Below are 18,227 nucleotides of genomic sequence, written 5' to 3'. Positions count from 1 at the left end.
CACTCTGTGAGCGAACTCATTCGCGTACCTGACATCGGCAGCGGTGAAGGTGAAGTAATTGAACTGTTTGTGAAGGTCGGCGACCGTATCGAAGCCGATCAGAGCATCCTGACGCTGGAATCGGACAAGGCGAGCATGGAAGTGCCTGCGCCTAAGGCCGGCATCATCAAGAGCCTGAAAGTGAAGCTGGGCGATCGCCTGAAAGAAGGCGACGAACTGCTGGAACTGGAAGTCGAAGGTGCCGCTGCCCCAGCCTCTATACAGCCCCCTGCGGCGGCCGCTGCGCCAGCCAAAGCTGAAGCCAAACCGGCTGCCGCACCTGCGCCGGCGGCGCCTGCTGCCGCGCCGGCTGCTGCCAGCATTCAGCAAGTGCACGTGCCGGACATCGGTTCGTCGGGCAAGGCCCAGATCATCGAGATCCAGGTCAAGGTCGGCGACACCGTCGAGGCTGATCAGTCGCTGATCACCCTGGAATCCGACAAGGCCAGCATGGAAATCCCTTCGCCCGCCGCTGGCGTGGTCAAGGCCATCAGCGTCAAGCTCAACGACGAAGTCGGCACGGGTGATCTGATTCTGGATCTGGAAGTGGCGGGTGCCGCGGCCCCTGCTGCTGCCGCTCCTGCCCAGGCTGCTGCGCCTGCTGCCGCGGCTCCGGCTGCACCGGTTGCCGACAGCGTTCAGGACATTCACGTCCCGGACATCGGTTCGGCTGGCAAGGCCAAGATCATCGAAGTACTGGTCAAGGCTGGCGACACTGTTGCCGCCGACCAGTCGCTGATCACCCTGGAATCCGACAAGGCGAGCATGGAAATCCCATCGCCTGCCGCTGGCGTGGTGGAAAGCATTTCCATCAAGCTGGATGACGAAGTCGGTACCGGCGACCTGATCCTGAAGCTGAAAGTCAAAGGCGCAGCACCTGCTGCAGCCCCGGCTCCGGCTGCCGCTGCTGCGCCGAGTGCTCCAGCGCCTGCCGCTGCCGCTCCGGCTGCCGCCGCTCCTGCTGCCCCGGCTGCTGCTCCTGCCAAGCCTGGCGCGAAAGTTCACGCCGGCCCTGCCGTGCGTCAACTGGCCCGCGAGTTCGGCGTCGAGCTGAGCGCTGTCGGCGCCAGCGGTCCGCACGGTCGCATCCTGAAGGAAGACGTTCAGGTTTACGTCAAGGCCATGATGCAGAAGGCCAAGGAAGCTCCGGCCGCTGCAGCTGGTGCAACCGGCGGCGCGGGCATCCCGCCGATCCCGGTCGTCGACTTCAGCCGCTTCGGCGAAATCGAAGAAGTGCCGATGACCCGCCTGATGCAGGTCGGCGCTGCCAACCTGCACCGCAGTTGGCTGAACGTGCCGCACGTGACGCAATTCGACTCGGCGGATATCACCGAGCTGGAAGCGTTCCGTAACGCCCAGAAAGCCGTTGCAGAGAAGGCCGGCGTCAAGCTGACCATCCTGCCGCTACTGCTCAAGTCCTGCGCACACCTGCTCAAGGAACTGCCGGATTTCAACAGCTCGCTGGCACCAAGCGGCAAAGCGATCATCCGCAAGAAATACGTGAACATCGGCTTCGCCGTCGACACCCCGGATGGCCTGCTGGTACCGGTCATCAAGAACGTCGACCAGAAGAGCCTCCTGCAACTGGCCGCCGAAGCTGCTTCCCTGGCTGAAAAAGCCCGGACCAAGAAGCTTTCGTCGGACGAGATGCAAGGCGCCTGCTTCACCATTTCCAGCCTCGGCCACATTGGCGGCACCGGCTTCACGCCGATCGTCAACGCGCCGGAAGTGGCGATCCTCGGTGTTTCCAAGGCAACCATCCAGCCAGTCTGGGATGGCAAAGCCTTCCAGCCGAAACTGATGCTGCCGCTGTCGCTGTCCTACGATCACCGTGTGATCAACGGCGCCGCTGCTGCACGCTTCACCAAGCGTCTGAGCGACCTGCTGGCGGACATCCGCACCATCCTGCTGTAACACCGACTGGCCCTCCCCTGGCGGAGGGCCAATCGCGTTCCACGTTTTCCGAGCGCCACGCTCGTACCTCAACCCCGTCGATTTGGCGGGGCTTTTTTTGCCTGAAAAAAGCCCTCATTCGCACTTTATTCCTACATTCCCGGCTTACGCCACCTACACCCCCAGTCCACTTCTGCCCGATATTTTTTTCCAGCCAATAACTAGTCTTAGTTTGGAGATTTCTTATAGAAACCTCGACAACTTAATCTGCTTAGTTAGCATTACCTCGAATGGATTCGAACATGTTCAAACCAACTGTCGGCCCAATTATCGGCCACACCACAACTAACCATGCGCGTATTTTCTTGCGCGGTGAATTACAGAACGATGCCTTGGTATTTGCGGGCATCCGTTATCGACGCACAGCCGAGAAACTCTGGTCCAAAGGCGTATTTGTAAAACTGTCCGTCTTGCGCGACATGTCCGATGTAATTGCACTCAATGACCTGGCCACCGACACCGACTATGAGTACCAGGCAGGCTGGTTCAGCCCCATGAGCCCGGTGCATACCGTGGAGACAGTTCAGGAACTGCCGCTGCAATGGCCACGGGAGATTTACCGCTTTCGCACGCAGTCCAGCAAAACCAGCCAGCCACGGGCCTATATCGTCGGCTCGTGTCGTTACCTGCGAATGACCGCCGGCATTGCGTCGGCCCCACAGTTGGGCGACCGGATTTTTGCCTCGATCAACAGCCTGGCGGACAGCGCCGAACCGCCCATCAGCGCCATGCTGATGACTGGCGACCAGATTTACGTCGATGACCTGAACCTCCTGGCCCCCGACCGGGAATACCAGGACATCCTAAAGAAGTACCGCACAGCCTTTTCGCAGCCTCATATCTCCAAGTTAATGTCGGGCATGCCGACTTATATGATCCTCGACGACCATGAAATAGAAGACAACTGGCCCGCCAATAAAAGTAACGCCGATGATTACTTATACAAAAATGCCATTGCAGCATATGAGTTATATCAAGCCAGTCACAGCCCCACGCATGAACTGCTGGCCAATGGGCAAGTAAGCAAAAGACTGGAGCAGTATTGGTATCAGTTCTCCGAGGGTGATATCGGGTGGTTTGTCACCGATAGCCGGACGCGACGCAATCTGTCGGCCAACGACCGGCGTATCCTTGACGAAGAACAGGAACAGGCGCTGCTCAAATGGCTGATCAATAGCTCGGCCCGGGTCAAATTCGTGGTCACCAGCGTCATGTTCTATCCCGACCGCAAACTAAACGGCGATGACGCCTGGAAAGCCTTCCCGGAGCAACGCCTACGGCTGCTGGAGACGATTCGTACACGCGGTATAAAAAACGTCTTGTTCATTTCCGGCGATGTCCACGGCTCCCTCACCAGTCGCCTGACCCACAGCGAGAACCCGGATTTCGAAGTCCACACCATCGTGTCTTCACCGCTGTGCAACAGCAAGCTGCTGCCGTATGCCAAGGCATCGACTTTCATCCTCGATCAAGCCCTGGCCCGAACAGCGGCGGGCGACTATCGGCATGAACTGACCAGCGAGGTGATCAGCCAGGACAATTTTGCCCATCTGGTCGTCGAGGCCGAACAGGTTCGCGTCAATTATCACGATCGGGATGGCAAGCCATTGCAGTCGATCAGCATCAAATTGCGTTGACCCTTGGAAAAGATCGCAGCCTTGCAGGAGCCGCCGAAGGCTGCGATCTCTTGATTCACAGCATTACTTTTCGGCGCCTCGTTGAAGAATTCTCCACGTCTGCCGACATATTCTTATAGCACTTGGCCTTCATGTCTCTTGTCAGTCGGTGTCGCAATGATGCAACCTTGCCGCAGGCAACAGTAAAGAGGGCGAGAGCCCGGCGCGATCAGCATATTCGAAGCGAGTTTCCCTCAATGAAAAGCCAACCCGATGCCGCCAGCCGTATGGTGGCCGAGGTAGTGACGCAGTTGCCTGTGCCCTCGCGGCTCGGCATGCTGCGTTTCGAACGGCTGAATGAACCAAGCTGGGCGCTGCTGTTTCTCGATCCCAATTGCGAACGACAGTTCGGCCTGCCAGCGGTGGAGCTTTGTGCTCTGGTCGGCTCGCCCTACGCCAGCCTGATGGAACCCGAAGCGCGCTATCAACTGCATGACACGATCCAGCAGCAACTCACCGAAAGCCCGCATTACCTGATCCGCTACACCTTGCACACCGCCGCCGGCGTTCTGAGCCTGCTGGAACTGGGCGAAGCCTACAAACAACACAATCGACACCTGTTGCGCGGCTACCTGATGGTGGTGGACGGCCTGTTCGACGGCGAACCGTTGCTGCCGGCGCTGGATCTGGAAACCCAGAACTCACGCCTGCAAATCGCCCTGGAACTCAATCAACGTGCCCAGCAGGAACAACTGCAGCACTTGGACCGAGTGCGTGCCCAGCAAGACCTGATCCTGCTGCTGACCCGCCAGCGCTACAGCACCAACAATTCCTTGCAAGAAGCTGCCGAACTGATCACCCGTAGCGCCTGCGACATCTACGAAATCGACTGCGCCAGCCTGTGGAACCTCGATGGCTCGCTACTGACGCCGATCTCGGCCTATCACCGCGCCACCCGGGGTCGCCAACTGCCGGCGCCGATCGACGCCAGTGGTTTTCCCGATTACCTCGACGCCTTGCACACTGGCCGCGCCATCGACGCCCACAACGCCATGCGCGACCCACGCACCCGGGAAATCGCCGAGCACCTGCGCCCGCGCGACGTCAACGCCATGCTCGACGCCAGCATCCGCGTCGATGGCCAGGTGGTCGGCGTGCTCTGCCTGGAACAGATCGGGGCGACCCGCGCCTGGCAGTCGGACGAAATCGCCTTTGCCGGCGAACTGGCGGATCAATTCGCCCAAGTCATCAACAACCACAACCGCCGCACCGCCACCAGCGCCCTGCACCTGTTCCAGCGTGCTGTGGAGCAAAGCGCCAACGCCTTTCTGCTGGTCAATTGCGACGGCGTGGTGGAGTACGTCAACCCAAGCTTTACCGCGATCACCCAGTACACAACCGAGGAAGTCCACGGCCAGCGGCTGTCGGAACTGCCGGCGCTGGAAAACCTCAGCGAGCTGCTGTTCGACGCTCCGTCGGCGCTGGCCAAGAGCAACAGCTGGCAGGGCGAGTTCAAGAGCCGGCGTAAAAACCTCGAGCCCTACTGGGGCCAGTTGTCGATTTCCAAGGTCTACGGCGACAACCGCGAACTGACCCATTACATCGGCATCTACGAAGACATCACCCATACCAAGCTCGCCCAGCAACGAATCGAGCGCCTGGCTTACACCGATAACCTGACCAACCTCGGCAACCGCCCGGCGTTCATCCGCAACCTCGACGAGCGCTTCGCCCGAGACAGCGATACGCCAATCAGCCTGCTGCTGGTGGACATCGACAACTTCAAGCGGATCAACGACAGCCTCGGCCACCAGACCGGCGACAAACTGCTGATCAGCCTGGCCCGGCGCCTGCGCAACAGCCTGAGTTCGAGCGGCAGTCTGGCGCGGTTTGCCAGTAACGAATTCGCGGTGCTGCTGGACGACACCGACCTCTCGGCGGGCCAACAGGTTGCCAATCAATTACTGGCAACCCTCGACAAACCGATGTTCGTCGACAACCAGTTGATCAGCGTCACCGGCTCCGTGGGCCTGGCCTGCGCGCCGCTGCACGGTCGCGACCCACAGACGCTGATGCGCAACGCCGGCCTGGCGCTGCACAAGGCCAAGGCCAACGGCAAACACCAGGTGCAAGTGTTCACCGAAGCGCTGAACGCCGAGGCCAGCTACAAACTGTTCGTCGAAAACAACCTGCGCCGCGCCCTGACCCAGAACGAGCTGGACGTGTTCTACCAACCCAAGCTGTGCCTGCGCAGCGGTCGCTTGCTGGGCATGGAAGCGCTGCTGCGCTGGAACCATCCGGAAAAAGGCATGATCCGCCCGGACCAATTCATCAGCGTGGCCGAAGAAACCGGCCTGATCATCCCGATCGGCAAATGGATCGCCCGCCAGGCCTGCCGCATGAGCAAGGATTTGACCGCCGCTGGCCTGGGCAACCTGCAAGTGGCGATCAACCTGTCGCCCAAGCAGTTCTCCGACCCGGACTTGGTGGCGTCCATCGCCAACATCCTCAAGGAAGAAGCGCTGCCGGCGAACCTGCTGGAGCTGGAGCTGACCGAAGGCCTGCTGCTGGAAGCCACCGAAGACACGCACTTGCAGCTCGATCAGCTCAAGCGTCTGGGCCTGACCCTGGCGATGGACGACTTCGGCACCGGTTACTCGTCGCTCAGCTACTTGAAAAAATTCCCGATCGACATCATCAAGATCGATCGAAGCTTCATCCACGAAATCCCGGACAACCAGGACGACATGGAAATCACCTCCGCCGTGATTGCCATGGCCCACAACCTGAAACTCAAGGTCGTGGCTGAAGGCATCGAGACTGCCGAGCAACTGGCCTTCCTGCGCCGCCACCGCTGCGACGTCGGCCAGGGCTACCTGTTCGACCGACCGATCCCGGGCTCCGAGCTGATCGAAAAGCTCAAACGCTACCCACGCGGCCCAATCGCCTGACAGCGACGTAACACTCGGGCAAACTGGCAGTCTGTATTTACATCTCAACCTGACTGAGAGGACTGATCATGGTTCTGCGCTCGGAAATTCTGGTGAACAAAAACGTGCTCCCGACTAAAGAACAAGCTCTGCCTGGCCGCGAAACCCCGATCAAGGTTCCGGAGAAACACTTCGTCAACGGCAACCCGCTGCTGGGCCCGTTTCCGGGCAACGTAGAATTCGCAATCTTCGGCCTGGGTTGCTTCTGGGGCGCGGAACGTAAATTCTGGCAGCGCGAAGGCGTGTTCAGCACCTCGGTCGGTTACGCCGGCGGCTTCACGCCGAACCCGACCTACGAAGAAGTCTGCTCGGGCCTGACCGGGCACACCGAAGTGGTGCTCGTGGTGTATGAGCCGGAAAAAGTCAGCTATGAACAGCTGCTGAAAATGTTCTGGGAACTGCACAACCCGACCCAGGGCATGCGCCAGGGCAACGACATCGGCACCCAGTACCGCTCGGTGATCTACTGCACCAAACCGGAACAACTGGAAGCGGCGAAGAACAGCGCGAAAGTGTTCCAGGCAGAATTGACCAAGGCTGGCAAAGGCATCATCACCACCGAAATCGACGAAGCCCCGACGTTCTACTACGCAGAGGCGTATCACCAGCAGTACCTGGCCAAGAATCCTGAGGGGTATTGCGGGATTGGCGGTACTGGCGTGACGTGCCCGATCTAACCGCTTAAAGCAAAAGATCGCAGCCTCGTTTCACTCGACAGCTCCTACAGAGAAATGCATTCCGTTGTAGGAGCTGTCGAGTGAAACGAGGCTGCGATCTTTTGATCTTGCTTGTCGATTGACCCTATTCGGCAATCAACCAATCCATCTGCCATCCACCCTGGGTCTGCCCCAACTTCTTGGACAACCACGGCAGCAACTCACGCAATTCCTCTTCCAGCCCCCACGGCGGATTGGCAATCGCCAACCCCGAACCATTCAGGCTGTTCGGCGTATCCAGCGGATGCACCAACAACTCCACCCGCAGCAACTTCGGCGCGCCCGAGCCGGCCAGATCCTGATAGAAGCGCCGCAACGCCCGCTGATCCTTCACCGGATACCAGATCGCCGCCACCGTCTGGCGCATCCGGCCAATCGCCTCTTTCAGCGATGCCGCACAACGCTGCATCTCATCGAGCTGCTCAAATGGCGGATCGATCAACATCACCGCCCGCTTCTCCGGCACCGGCAACAGCGCACGCGGCACATGCCAGCCTTCGCCCAGGTGAACCTTCACCCGACGATCGCCCTTCATGTTGTCCTTGAGCAACACACCGTCTTCCGGGTGCTTCTCGTTCAGCAACACGCGATCCTGCGGCCGGGTCAGGCGCCGCGCCAACTCCGGCGACCCCGGGTAATAGCGCAACTGGCCATCCGGGTTCATCTCGTGCAACACCTTCATGTAATCAGCGGTCAGCGCCGGCAAATCCGGCTGATCCCACAACCGCGCGATCCCTTCCAGGTACTCACCGGTACGACTGGCCTGATCGCCCTGCAGGTCATACAGACCGATGCCGGCGTGAGTGTCGAGATAGGCAAACGGCTGCTCCTTGCGCGACATCAAGGCGATGAGGCGGGTCAAAGTCAGGTGTTTGAACACATCGGCGTGATTGCCGGCATGGAAGGCGTGACGATAATTCATGGCTGCTCCTGCGAAGGCCGGGAAGTTTACCCTGTACGGCGCAGGACGTCAGGGGTTCGCGGCTGAGCGGGCAAGTACAACCCCAATACCGCGCCAATCCATAAACCCTGTGGCGAGCGGGCTTGCCCCCGTTGGGCTGCAAAGCAGCCCCAAAATATCCAGACCACCCCATAACCTGTGGCGAGGGAGCTTGCTCCCGCTCGACTGCGAAGCAGTCGCCAAACCAAGCCACTCGGTACAGCTGACAAAACGGGATTGCAGGTTTTGGGGCTGCTACGCAGCCCAACGGGAGCAAGCTCCCTCGCCACAAAAGCCACTCGACGTTATTCCGAAGGCCGGGCCCGCAACCGCCGCCCCACCACATCCAGCACATCACACCCGTCACGCAATGAAATGGCACAGAGCAAGGCAAAATCACTAAGAATGAAGGATTCGCACTCGACCGAGCCGCGCATCGACATGTTTTCCAGCACCTGAGTGACTGCGCGAATTCGATAGCTGGCTGTGTCGGTCAAGATGTCCAGCGGCGCGAGGGTATCGACGAATAGCGTGGGCATGTCGGTGCTGTTGCCGGTGAGGGCCATGAAGCGGCTTTTTGGGTGGGGAATTGGTTTTTCGTAGGGTGGGTCGGGGTGAAGATTTTTCATTTTCAAGTTCCAGAGGCAGTAAACAGGAACTGCCATCAGCCTTCCTACAGGCTGGGGTGGCAGCTATGCGCGGGGTAGGAATATCGAGGCCTTTGGAAAACTCGACCACACCGAAGCGTGCCCGCGCACAACCGCCGCAACTGATATTACGGACGCACGTTAACGGCCGCAAACCAAGCTTCAACGCTAATACATTTCCAACGACTTTGAAGGGTTCCTACACCCCGCCACTGAGTCTTCAGTGACCACCAGAGACTATCGATGGAATGCATTTCAAACCAGTTCATGGAAACCGATACGAGTTGAAGGAAACTTCTGACGGGCTTGCCCGGAAATTTCGCTATATCGGCCTATCAGGATGCTTCGTCACTCACCACGTGGCTCTATCTTCCTGACTCGCTTTGAGCAAATCTTCTTCCCAAACCTCTAGCGCCAGCGTGTAGACATGCTGAAAAAAGCCCCTAGGGCTCTCCAATTTGTACCACTCCTCACGAGGCCAGCTTGATGCTTCGCCCTCATCTATTTCGAACAAACTTTGGAAATCATAGTTTCGATCATGCAGTTTATCCGCCAGAGACTCCACCAACACGAACTTATGCCTATAAGACAAACACCCGAGATCCAGCGCGTATTTTTTAATCAGGCCTACCCTATCAATCTTATTATCAGGATCATAAACCTCAAGTTCCATGCCAAGTGTTTCCTCCCGATCGTAAACACTAAATCGACCAACGAACCACATTAACCCTGCATCAAACTCCTCATCCACAAATGGACATCGCAACATTCCTTACCTTCCAACGAAATCCGACACACCTATGTAAACGCTACAAGCGGCACAAAAAAAAATACCGTTACTACTCAAACTGCTTTAACGTCAACCTGGCATAGCACTCATAATAAAACTTCGAACCACTGTCACTTTGATCATTCCTAAAATCAAAAAACTGCTTATACAGCGACTGGATCGCAGGATCATTAATCGTTCGCATACTGTCTAAAACCAAGCAAAGCTTGTAAAACTCATCCTCTCGTTTCAAATTTTCCTGTTGATACTCATCTCTCGACATAATCCCGCGAAACCGAGAGCTATGAAACGGCAGTTTTGCACTTTGGCGAAACATCCACAAAAAACATTTAGAAAGCAAACCTGCAAAATACAATCTACTCGGGCAAGCTGGATCAGCAGCCAACTCCAACAACCCTTTGGCACCAAAAATATCCATTACTGCGCTTTGGAAAATTGCAGCATCACCATCATCGTCACTTTCATACATATCAATAACGATGTCGTTATACGCCCATTCCAGTATCAATTCTCGCGTTATACTCTCAGACATCAAAATTCACCAACTAGATTGATCTTCGAGACTAGCTTTTTGAAGATCAACCTTCCACTCCTCACCAGCCAACTTATAAATATCCTCAAAAAAACCTCGATGATCGTCTATTTCCGTTTCGTCCCATGCCATAGACGTATTTGTCTCGTAATCGCTTTCAAACTGTGTAGAAAAATCAAAATTCGACTGCGCTAAAGCATCCTCAAGGATTTTAAACATCAAAAAACGATGCCTATATGGCAAATGCTCGAAACGACCCAATATGAACTTCCTAATAATTTTTTCTCTATCACCACTATCATTTGGGTTATAGACCCACAATGCCTCACCTAGTGTTTCCTCACGATCAAAAATAGAGATACCTCCCAGCCAGTACAAAAGCGTCGGTTCAAAAGGAAGGTCATACATAGGCCACTTCAACATTTTATTATCCTAATCTGGGAATGCAGTATAGGGCTTGACAAGACTACCCTGACGAAACCTGACCTCTGAGTAATTCAACTCATCTATATAATAAGGATTATTTAGATCTTTTTGATTTGGTTTATAACCTCTACCACCACCCGGCATTTCCTTCCTTACAACGGGATCCCCTGTTGGGGTAAAACCCGTGGGAGCAGGTGGGTTTCGACTCATCCTAGAAACCGCATCATTTATCGCATTCATCTGGAGTAACCAGCTTTTGAACTGTGAACTGGGATTAATTCTCTCCTTTTTTCCTTTTTTTGTTGGATGACTCCCATCAATCGATCTCTGCTTTAGCGGTGCATGTGGAATTTCGGGATTATGCTTCGCGACAGTATGCATGTCGTAATCGTCCTCCCATTCCAAAACCCGCCGCTTCGCATTCGCCTCAGCCAACTCATCAATCCGCGCCCGCCGCTGCTCACCCGTCAGCTTCGGAAGTTGCGGCTCACCCTCATCAACCCTAACGCCAGTCGTATCATCCGGCGCCTGACACCCAGGCTTATTCGGCGGCGGACAATTCCCGCTCAACCCCAACGGATCAACCCACCCCGTCGGATTCGGCGTGTATTGATACTGGTTCAGCCCACCCGCCAACTTGACCGGGTCCGGCGTCAGGTAGCGGCCAATCTCTGGATCATAGTACCGATGCCGGTTGTAGTGCAGACCGCTCTCGACGTCGAAGTACTGCCCCTGGAAACGCAGTGGCTGGTCAAGCTGCTCGCCTCCACCGAGTGCGAGGTCCGTGACTTTGCCGTAGGCGTTGTACTTCGCCGACCAGACGATTTCACCGCCGAAATCCGTCAGTTCCTGCGGTGTACCCAGGTGATCGAGTTGGTAGTAGAAGGGGCAGGCCTTTTTCGGGCCTTTGCCGTCGAGCATGGCCAGCGGGCGGAAGCTGCCCGGCTCGTAGACGTAGCTGCGGTAGTGCTCTTTGCTGCTTTCAGCGACCACTTGGTCGCCCTGCCAGAAGAACTCGGTGGTATTGCCGTCGACGGTTTTGGCGATGCGACGGCCAAAAGCGTCGTAGCGATAACTCGCGCAACTTCCATCCGGCAACGTGACGCCGACCAGCCGATGCTGGCAGTCATAGCGGTACTCGGTGACCAGTTTCTGCCCGGTGCCGCGACGCTCGCGGACCAGGTTGCCAAAGGCGTCATAGTCGTAATGACGGTCGCCTTGCATCAACAGGCGATTACCCAGCACCTTCGCGAGGCCGGGGCGGTCCTGCATCAGCAGGTTGCCGGCCGGGTCGTGGGCGAAGCTTTCCGGTGGGTCGTCGCGGGTGTGGCGAACGCGGGTCAGGCGGTTGAGTGCGTCGTAGTAATAGCTGCGCTGGCCGTGACGGCTGTCGGCGATGGTCGCCAGGTTGCCGTTGACCGCATAGCTGTAGTGGCGCAGGTACAGCGGCCGGGTTTGCTGGTTGATCGCGTGGGCTTGTAACCGGCCTTGTTCGTCGTAGTGGTATTGGCTGGTCAGTTGTCCTTGCTGGCGTTGCTGTTCGCGGCCGAAGACGAACTGGTGGCTGGTAAGCCGCGCGCCATTGAGGTCAATGGCCGCCAGCGCACCGCCCTTGGCGTGGTGGTAGTCGAGTTTGCTGCCGTCCGGCAGACGCAGGCGGTTGAGCTGCCCGCAGGCGTCGTAGCCATAGCGCAGGGTGCCCCAGCCCTGATGTTCGGTGATCAGCCGGTCCTGCTGGTCGTACTCGAATTCCAGCGGATGATCGTGGCCGTCGTCGACGCTGGTCAGCCGGCCCAACGAGTCGTAGCGGTATTCGACCTGGGTGCCATCGGGCAAGGTCTTGACCAGCAAGCGCCCGGCCGCATCCCGTTGATAGCCGGTGATCAGCCGCGAGTCGTCATCGCCGAACTCGGTTTTTTCCAGCAGATGCCCGTTGAGGTCGTAGGCGTACGCGGTACGACGGCCGTCGAAGCCGGTTTCCTGTCGGATCAAGCCGTTGGGCGTGTAGTCCAGCTGATATTTTTCGCCGGATTCGTTTTCGATTTCCGTGAGCAGCAGCTGCGCGTTGTCGTAGCGGTACTGGAGCTGGGTGCCGTCGGGATTGATCCGGCGGCTGACCAGATGCAAATCGTCGGCGTATTCGTAGCGGGTGACGTGGTCCAGTTCGTCGCGTTCGGCGGTGATCTTGCCGTAGGCGTTGTAGCTGAACCCGCGCGTGGCCCCGGTAGGCAGCGTGGTCTGGACCAGTCGGCCGACGGCATCCCATTGGCACTGGGTAACGGCACCGTGTTCGTCCTGACGGGTAATCTGCCGCCCCAGCGCATCGTAGGAAAACCGCCGCTGCCCACCGTCCGGCAGCGTTTCCTCGAGCAGCTGTCCCAAGGCATTCCAAACGAACAGATGCCGGCTGGTGTCCGGATAGCGGACCGACAGCAACCGGCCTTGTGCGTCGTAGTGATAGTGGGTGACCTGACCGTCGGGATCGGTCGCCTCGGTGACATCACCCTGAGCATTGCGCTGGTATTTCCACACCGCCTGACCGCGATAGCGCGCATGCAGGAAACCGTTGCGATACTCGTAGGACGTCGGTTCGTCCTGCGGCGGAATCAGTGCCACCAGCCGTCCGACGTCGTCGTAGCGATATTCGGTGACAGCGCCGAGCGGATCCTGCTCGGCAATCAATCGACCCTGCTCGTCGTAGGCCTTGAGCTGTTCGCCGCCATCCAGCCCAACCCGCCGTACCAGTCGCGCCCGGTCGTCGTGGACGTAAACCTCTTCACTGCCGTCGATGTTCCGGACCGTGACGCTGCCCTGGTCATCCCAGACATAGCGCGTGTCCATCTGCGCAAACGACGCCCAGTGGCGAATACATCTGGCCGCCTTGCCAGACCGTTCCCACTCCCAGAAGAAACTCGCGCCACCGGCCAGTTGCCGCTGCAGAATCACGTGCCGGTCGTCGTAGTCGTAACGCTCGCCTTCGCCGGCGGCGTTGCTCGCTTCGATCAGCTGATCGCGTTCGTCGTAGTGGTAACTGACCAGCGTCTGCTCGGTGTGCCACGCCTCGGCGAGGGTCTGGGCCGGGCGGAAACACTGGTAATCGACAGCGATCAGGTGGGCGCGGTCGTAGCGCAACAGCAAGGCGCGGCCGGCGCCGTTGTCGAGGCGCTGGATGCGCTCCTGGCGGTCGCGGGTGATGCGCAGGCGGTTGTCGTAGGCGTCGCTGATCGCGGTCAGCCGGCCGTGGTGAAAGTGGTAGAACCGCGTGTCGTCGCCGGCCTGGGCGAGGATCAGTTCTTCAGGGGCATCGCCGAGATAAATCGCCGCGCGCGACAGGCTGTTGTGGATCGCCGGGCGTTCGCTGCTCGGCAGCGGGAACGTGGTGCGGCGGTTTTCGTGGTCGATCCAGATGACCTGGTCGCCGTCGATTTCCAGCCGATGGGTGAGCGAATGACTCCAGCCAAAACCGAGGCCGACATCGATCTCGGCGGCGCTGGTGCGATAGAGTCGGGTGAAGTCGAACGGCAGGATGCCGTCCAGCGAACCGTCGGTGAGGGTCAGCAGTTCTTCGCCGGTGACCATCGACACCGGGCATTTGTTGGTCGCGGTTTTGTCGACTGAGTCGGCGCTGTCGCCGTTGGGGTTTTTCGCCTGATCCGGGGAGTCGTCGTGGTGTTCGTTTTGCTTGAGCGTGGTGTTGCGTTTGGCATCCCAGCGCAGTTGCATCCGGCCTTTTTTCAGCCCCGCCGCAACACCGCGCGCGGCGACCGCTTTGTACTGGTCGACGTACTTCATGAAGGTGCTGAGGATATTGAATGTCGCCTCAACGAAGCGCATCGCGAGACTGGCCAGCCCCATCCCGTATTTGAGCCCGCGAGCCGTTAAATAGGCTTTGGCGGCGGGTATGCCGACACCTGTGAAAGCCAGCGCTGAAGCGATAAGAATATCGATCAGTACCGAGACAATGACTTGGCTGGCCGCCTCTGCCGCGTTGCCGGCGATCTCGCTGGGCGGGAGCATTTCCAGCCAGAGACTCGCAGTACGCAACAATAAACACAGCGCCGCTTCGTCACTGGCCAGCAGCTGGATTTTTTGCATCACCTGCGGTGATTTTTCCGCCAGTTCACGCAGTTGATCGGCACCGCTGCCCAACCGCTCCGCGAACCGGCCGGGGTCCTTGAGGATGTCCGAGAGCATGCCGAGGCTGTCCCACACGCCCATGACCGCCGCCCAACTGCCCGCCAGCATGCCGTTACCCGCGGCCGCAAAAGCCGATTGCGACCACTGCGGTTTGAAACCTTCCCACTCACTGCGTAGCCAGCCCTCCAAGTCGCTGGTCAGGCCTTTGTAAGATTCAAAAAGATCGTTGATTTTCGAGGGTGCAACTTCACCCTGGACATGAACGCGATAGAACTTGCCGGGTGTGCCTGTGAACTGCCCTTTACCATGTTCATCGAGCGTGACTGGCGTGCTTTCGCCGCCATCAACGGCAATCACATCGACCTGAATGTTCCCCAACGGAATGTCATAAACCGATTCGAACTTGCTCTCGATCTGCAGAATTCCACTAGCCGGACACTGCGCAAGACCCGAGATAAAATCATCGTCGCCACTGCTCACCGCAGTCGTGGTATTGCCGAGTTTTATCACCCGCTCCATGTCCAACAGCGAAGGCATGTCCATCGCCCGGCTGACCCTGTCCGCATTCCGGCTCAAGAATTTGCCAAGCTGTTGGCGATACAAGACCAGTGTGTCTTTGAAACCGTCGAGCTCCTGCTCGATCCGTACGATCTGATCCATCAGTCCAGCTCCGTCATCAGGTAATCCACCAACGCTGATTTCGGCGCTTGAGGCAGGTCTGGCATCTCAAGAAAGCTCGCGACTTTGTGCCGCAACACGCTTTCGGAGAACGCCTCATAAAGATCAGGGCGGTCCTCGCTCAACCACTTCAGCAGGTTGTTGATATGCGTTGTCGCGGACTCGGTGGCGAGGTGGTTGAGCAGCGATTCAGATACTTCCCACCAGGGGAAATCCCTGGCGGTTTTCAGCGCACTACCACCGATATCCAGTGGCTGACCATTGATCAGGCAACGCCCGATCACCGGCATCAGTTGCGCAGCGTTAACCTCGGCAGACTGCAGAATCGGCAGCACATAGCGCCCATCCCAATAGCGGAAAAACACCGCGTTGCCGTTGGGCATCAGAACGTGTGTGAGGCTGCGCAAATGCTCGACCAACGCCTCTTGAGTGGCGCAAGACACCGCCAGCCAACCCCAATCGCGGGACTCAGTGGCGGCTACCCAGTCCAGAAACTCACTGTCAGTGGCGACGATTCCGACATAGGGCATCACCGCTTCCCACTCGGCGTAGGCAGTGCCGGCCCAGATCGGGCTCGGCGCTTGTGCAGTGATCGAGCGTTGCCAGGTTTTGAACGGTTCAGCGGCGCTGGCACTGCTGAAAATCGCGAACAGCTGCTCCGATGGTTGCAGCGGCTGGTGCTCCAGCCAGGCGCGAGGCGACAAAACATCAGGCAGCACAGACACCGCCCTTGCAGCGCTCGCACTCTTCGCAGAACGGCGCGTCGCTTTGCAGGCTGAGAATCTGCGCGGCACTGAGCAGCGCCGCCGGGGCCGCTGCAAGTTTCAACGGCATATCCGGCAAGTTCGGCGCAGAAGCCATGGCCGCCATCGGTGCCCCACCGACCTGAATCGGCACGCTGCTGAAAATCCCGCCGGGGCCGATGTTGATCCACTGCCCGCCCGCCTGAATGGTCGCGCTGGCGCCGCCGTCGATGACCACTTGTTGGCCGGCGCTGACGTGGAATTGCTGACTGGCATTGAGGGCTTGATTGCTCACGCGAATGTGCCGGTCGCCGACCACCACCAGGTGATCGTCCAACCGCACTTCGGTCTGGCGCTGGCCGTGGGTGATGCGTTTTTCGTCGGCCTTCAGCTCATGGCGGGCGGTGCCGGTGACGACGATGCTGCGCTGGTTATCAACCTGCACCTGTTGATCGTTGAGGACGTGCTGAGTCCAGTTGCGCTGGGCGCGCAGGTAGATTTCCTCGGCACCTTTGCGATCCTCGATGCGCAACTCGTTGTAACCGCCGCCACCGGGACTGCTTTGGCTGCGGAAAATACTGCGGGTCTTGTCCGCCGGCAGATCGAGGGGCACAGGCGTCGCGGCGTTGGGCAGGCAACCCATCACCAGCGGTTTGTCGGCATCGGCATCGATAAACCCCACCAGCACTTCCATGCCGACGCGCGGAATCATCACGCTGCCGTAACGGTCGTGAGCCCAGCCAGTGGCGACGCGCAGCCAGCAACTGGAGTGTTCGTTGAGCTGACCGTCACGGTCCCAGGCAAGCTGAACCTTGACCCGACCGTACTTGTCGCAATGGATTTCGCTGTCAGCCGGGCCGGTGACCACGGCGGGTTGATAGCCGAGCATCCGTGGCTTTTCCGGCCCCAGCGGAGGGCGGAAAGAAACGTCCCACGGCGTCGCCAGAAAGGTATTGCGATAGCCCTGAAAATCATCCGGGCTGTCGCTGGTGGCCGACTCTTCCAGCACTTGCGGCTGACGGCCACGGTGTTCGATTTCGGTGATCAACCACAGGTCATTCCACGCCTGACGCGGGTGTTCGGCCAAGTGTAGGAAATGCCCGCTGACCAAAGCGGATTCGTCGCCGCGACCTTCGGCCTGACGGTAATCCGCGCTGTGTCGCTCCAACGCTCGTTGAACCAGATGCTTGCCGTGTTCGCGATCGGTGAATTGGCCGGGGAAGTGGTAGTCCTCCAGCACCGGTCGCTGCTCGCTGTCGAGGCGACTTTCGAGTTGCAATCGCGGTTTCTGGAAGTCGTAGTCGCGACGGGTAACTGCGGTGGTGCGGGTTTCCAGCCGTACATTGAAACGCTTGATCGCCGGCGCATCCGCGGCCATCCCGCTGCCCGGCAGGTACAGCGTCGGTTCGGGCAGACGAGGGAAAACCGTCTGGTCATCGCCGAACACCAGCAGGTGCCCGTCGGGGCTGTGCTGAAAGTGGTAGTGAATACCGACTTCGGCGCACAGTCGCTGGATGAAGGCCAGATCGCTTTCAGCGTATTGCACGCAGTACTCGCGCTGGGGGTAATCACTGCCGAGCCGGAACTCGAAGGCATCGCGCTGGATGCCGTGGTCTTTGAGGATTTGCGTGACGATCGTCGGCACACTTTTGTGCTGGAAGATCCGCTGATTGATACGCCGGTCGAGATACGCCAGACGCGGTACGAGACTGATCTGGTAACCCGTCAGACGGTGCCCGGAATCGCTCTGGCCGACACGAAAAATCTGACCATGAATACCGGAGCCTTGCGCATCGAAACTCAGAAACGCCTGACGATGCAACAGGCTTTCGAGCTCTATGTCGGGCCGCTCGCTGACCAGTTCCAGGTCAAAACGATAGGGTTGGCTGATGGCTTCCTTGCCCGTGAACTCAAGCACCTTGAGCTCATTCTGGACGCCGTCGAGGGTCAACGTGAAACGCGGTTGATTGGCAGGCGCGAACATCCGATGTGTCTCTGCAGAATGAAGGCGGGCGATTCT

12 protein-coding genes are annotated in these 18,227 nt (G+C 58.5%); 4 read left to right on the top strand and 8 right to left on the bottom strand.

Annotated elements, in window-relative coordinates:
- Positions 1-6: 6 nt before the first annotated feature.
- From aceF to msrA, 4 genes are all read left to right on the top strand, one after another.
- A complete protein-coding gene (gene aceF / locus LOY36_RS02220) occupies positions 7-1,953 on the top strand; it encodes a dihydrolipoyllysine-residue acetyltransferase (protein WP_258672138.1) in 1,947 nt (648 codons plus the stop codon).
- A gap of 281 nt (positions 1,954-2,234) precedes the next feature.
- On the top strand, positions 2,235-3,629 hold the full coding sequence (locus tag LOY36_RS02215; protein ID WP_258672136.1) for an alkaline phosphatase D family protein: 1,395 nt from the start codon (positions 2,235-2,237) through the stop codon (positions 3,627-3,629).
- A gap of 236 nt (positions 3,630-3,865) precedes the next feature.
- On the top strand, positions 3,866-6,559 hold the full coding sequence (locus LOY36_RS02210; RefSeq protein WP_019650744.1) for a bifunctional diguanylate cyclase/phosphodiesterase: 2,694 nt from the start codon (positions 3,866-3,868) through the stop codon (positions 6,557-6,559).
- A 68-nt stretch (positions 6,560-6,627) separates the two neighbouring features.
- Complete coding sequence (gene msrA, locus LOY36_RS02205) at positions 6,628-7,275, top strand: peptide-methionine (S)-S-oxide reductase MsrA (RefSeq protein WP_018928566.1); 648 nt, start codon at positions 6,628-6,630, stop codon at positions 7,273-7,275.
- 124 nt (positions 7,276-7,399) lie between these two features.
- Here msrA and LOY36_RS02200 read toward each other — a convergent pair whose 3' ends face one another.
- From LOY36_RS02200 to LOY36_RS02165, 8 genes are all read right to left on the bottom strand, one after another.
- Positions 7,400-8,236, bottom strand: coding sequence for a 23S rRNA (adenine(2030)-N(6))-methyltransferase RlmJ (locus LOY36_RS02200; protein ID WP_258672135.1), 837 nt, complete (start codon positions 8,234-8,236; stop codon positions 7,400-7,402).
- A 323-nt stretch (positions 8,237-8,559) separates the two neighbouring features.
- Positions 8,560-8,883 (bottom strand): hypothetical protein, encoded by a 324-nt coding sequence (locus tag LOY36_RS02195; RefSeq protein WP_258672134.1) that lies wholly within the window; start codon positions 8,881-8,883, stop codon positions 8,560-8,562.
- A 370-nt stretch (positions 8,884-9,253) separates the two neighbouring features.
- A complete protein-coding gene (locus LOY36_RS02190) occupies positions 9,254-9,574 on the bottom strand; it encodes a hypothetical protein (RefSeq protein WP_258672133.1) in 321 nt (106 codons plus the stop codon).
- 166 nt (positions 9,575-9,740) lie between these two features.
- A complete protein-coding gene (locus LOY36_RS02185) occupies positions 9,741-10,223 on the bottom strand; it encodes a hypothetical protein (RefSeq protein ID WP_258672132.1) in 483 nt (160 codons plus the stop codon).
- A gap of 6 nt (positions 10,224-10,229) precedes the next feature.
- Positions 10,230-10,646, bottom strand: coding sequence for a hypothetical protein (locus LOY36_RS02180; protein ID WP_258672131.1), 417 nt, complete (start codon positions 10,644-10,646; stop codon positions 10,230-10,232).
- 9 nt (positions 10,647-10,655) lie between these two features.
- The gene (locus LOY36_RS02175; RefSeq protein WP_258672130.1) at positions 10,656-15,446 is read right to left on the bottom strand and encodes an RHS repeat protein; all 4,791 of its coding nucleotides are present in this window, start codon (positions 15,444-15,446) and stop codon (positions 10,656-10,658) included.
- Positions 15,446-16,183 (bottom strand): DUF4123 domain-containing protein, encoded by a 738-nt coding sequence (locus LOY36_RS02170; protein WP_258672129.1) that lies wholly within the window; start codon positions 16,181-16,183, stop codon positions 15,446-15,448. The genes LOY36_RS02175 and LOY36_RS02170 overlap by 1 nt, the downstream gene beginning before the upstream one ends.
- Positions 16,173-18,191, bottom strand: a complete 2,019-nt coding sequence (locus tag LOY36_RS02165) for a type VI secretion system tip protein VgrG (protein WP_258672128.1) — start codon at positions 18,189-18,191, stop codon at positions 16,173-16,175. The genes LOY36_RS02170 and LOY36_RS02165 overlap by 11 nt, the downstream gene beginning before the upstream one ends.
- Between the last annotated feature and the right edge of the window lie 36 nt (positions 18,192-18,227).

The sequence above is a fragment of the Pseudomonas sp. B21-019 genome (assembly GCF_024749225.1).
Lineage (GTDB): Bacteria > Pseudomonadota > Gammaproteobacteria > Pseudomonadales > Pseudomonadaceae > Aquipseudomonas.
The sequence above is the reverse complement of the archived record's forward strand: the minus strand, read 5'-3'. Positions and strand labels throughout refer to the sequence as shown.

Excerpts from the sequence above, each read along its gene's own strand:
- LOY36_RS02215 (WP_258672136.1), top strand. The coding sequence starts at position 2,235 with ATGTTCAAACCAACTGTCGGCCCAATTATCGGCCACACCACAACTAAC.
- LOY36_RS02210 (WP_019650744.1), top strand. The coding sequence starts at position 3,866 with ATGAAAAGCCAACCCGATGCCGCCAGCCGTATGGTGGCCGAGGTAGTG.
- msrA (WP_018928566.1), top strand. The coding sequence starts at position 6,628 with ATGGTTCTGCGCTCGGAAATTCTGGTGAACAAAAACGTGCTCCCGACT.
- LOY36_RS02200 (WP_258672135.1), bottom strand. The coding sequence starts at position 8,236 with ATGAATTATCGTCACGCCTTCCATGCCGGCAATCACGCCGATGTGTTC.
- LOY36_RS02195 (WP_258672134.1), bottom strand. The coding sequence starts at position 8,883 with ATGAAAAATCTTCACCCCGACCCACCCTACGAAAAACCAATTCCCCAC.
- LOY36_RS02190 (WP_258672133.1), bottom strand. The coding sequence starts at position 9,574 with ATGGAACTTGAGGTTTATGATCCTGATAATAAGATTGATAGGGTAGGC.
- LOY36_RS02185 (WP_258672132.1), bottom strand. The coding sequence starts at position 10,223 with ATGTCTGAGAGTATAACGCGAGAATTGATACTGGAATGGGCGTATAAC.
- LOY36_RS02180 (WP_258672131.1), bottom strand. The coding sequence starts at position 10,646 with ATGTTGAAGTGGCCTATGTATGACCTTCCTTTTGAACCGACGCTTTTG.
- LOY36_RS02175 (WP_258672130.1), bottom strand. The coding sequence starts at position 15,446 with ATGGATCAGATCGTACGGATCGAGCAGGAGCTCGACGGTTTCAAAGAC.
- LOY36_RS02165 (WP_258672128.1), bottom strand. The coding sequence starts at position 18,191 with ATGTTCGCGCCTGCCAATCAACCGCGTTTCACGTTGACCCTCGACGGC.